Raw genomic sequence first — 1,887 nt, 5'->3', positions numbered from 1 at the left:
CTCATAGTATCATTTTTTAGCATTATTAAATGATTAAAGACTTCGGTCGGTAAAAGATGGCCATGCGTCCCATTAGCTAGATGGTAAGGTAACGGCTTACCATGGCTACGATGGGTAGGGGCCCTGAGAGGGGGATCCCCCACACTGGTACTGAGACACGGACCAGACTCCTACGGGAGGCAGCAGTGAGGAATATTGGACAATGGAGGAGACTCTGATCCAGCCATGCCGCGTGCAGGAAGAATGCCCTATGGGTAGTAAACTGCTTTTATACAGGAAGAAAAAGGGTTACGTGTAACCTACTGACGGTACTGTAAGAATAAGGACCGGCTAACTCCGTGCCAGCAGCCGCGGTAATACGGAGGGTCCGAGCGTTATCCGGAATTATTGGGTTTAAAGGGTCCGTAGGCGGGTCAATAAGTCAGGGGTGAAAGTTTGCAGCTCAACTGTAAAATTGCCTTTGATACTGTTGGTCTTGAGTTATAGTGAAGTTGCCGGAATATGTAGTGTAGCGGTGAAATGCATAGATATTACATAGAACACCGATTGCGAAGGCAGGTGACTAACTATATACTGACGCTGATGGACGAAAGCGTGGGGAGCGAACAGGATTAGATACCCTGGTAGTCCACGCCGTAAACGATGGATACTAGCTGTCCGAGGCCTTGAGTCTTGGGCGGCCAAGCGAAAGTGATAAGTATCCCACCTGGGGAGTACGTTCGCAAGAATGAAACTCAAAGGAATTGACGGGGGCCCGCACAAGCGGTGGAGCATGTGGTTTAATTCGATGATACGCGAGGAACCTTACCAGGGCTTAAATGTAGATTGACAGGACTAGAGATAGTTTTTCCTTCGGGCAATTTACAAGGTGCTGCATGGTTGTCGTCAGCTCGTGCCGTGAGGTGTCAGGTTAAGTCCTATAACGAGCGCAACCCCTGCCGTTAGTTGCCAGCATGTTATGATGGGGACTCTAACGGGACTGCCGGTGCAAACCGTGAGGAAGGTGGGGATGACGTCAAATCATCACGGCCCTTACGTCCTGGGCCACACACGTGCTACAATGGTCGGTACAGAGAGCAGCCATGTTGCAAGACAGAGCGAATCTATAAAACCGATCACAGTTCGGATCGGGGTCTGCAACTCGACCCCGTGAAGCTGGAATCGCTAGTAATCGGATATCAGCCATGATCCGGTGAATACGTTCCCGGGCCTTGTACACACCGCCCGTCAAGCCATGGAAGCCGGGAGTGCCTGAAGTCCGTCACCGTAAGGAGCGGCCTAGGGCAAGATCGGTAACTAGGGCTAAGTCGTAACAAGGTAGCCGTACCGGAAGGTGCGGCTGGAACACCTCCTTTCTAGAGAACAATGACTAAAATTTATTTTGGTCCCGTTTTATCGATTTAATAGTAAAAAGTTGTCTTTATAATTATGATATATAAGTAAATAACATTGGTTGTTTTTTTATAAAACAAAGAGTGTTAGGGACAGTCCCATAGCTCAGCTGGTTAGAGCGCTACACTGATAATGTAGAGGTCGGCAGTTCGAGTCTGCCTGGGACTACAAAAACCGAAGTAGATTAGAGATAATTTATGGAAGTTACGTTCATTAAGAAGTATTGAAGGAAATTTTAGAAGTTGTGCTACCTGTCAACTATAAACTGGCAACTGCCAACTTATAAATGGGGGATTAGCTCAGCTGGCTAGAGCGCCTGCCTTGCACGCAGGAGGTCATCGGTTCGACTCCGATATTCTCCACCAGGCAATGCCTGGAGATATTAATTTATCTTCATTTATTGCAAGAGGAGTCACAAAGACATTTTTTATAATTGTCAGTGGCGACTCGCCACAAGTTCATTGACATATTGGGATAGTGTATATATTTTTTTTA

General features: G+C 47.3%; 2 tRNA genes and 1 rRNA gene. All 3 read left to right on the top strand.

Annotation, left to right across the window (positions count from 1 at the left end):
- Nucleotides 1–1,355: ribosomal RNA gene (locus Q0945_RS15805) — 16S ribosomal RNA — on the top strand; the annotation flags it as partial.
- A 131-nt stretch (nucleotides 1,356–1,486) separates the two neighbouring features.
- Nucleotides 1,487–1,560, top strand: a tRNA-Ile gene (locus tag Q0945_RS15800).
- 120 nt (nucleotides 1,561–1,680) lie between these two features.
- Nucleotides 1,681–1,757: transfer RNA gene (locus Q0945_RS15795), tRNA-Ala, on the top strand.
- The last annotated feature ends 130 nt before the right edge of the window (nucleotides 1,758–1,887 follow it).

The organism is uncultured Maribacter sp. (assembly GCF_947500405.1).
GTDB lineage: Bacteria > Bacteroidota > Bacteroidia > Flavobacteriales > Flavobacteriaceae > Maribacter_B.
This window is presented reverse-complemented; position numbering and strand designations above follow the sequence as displayed.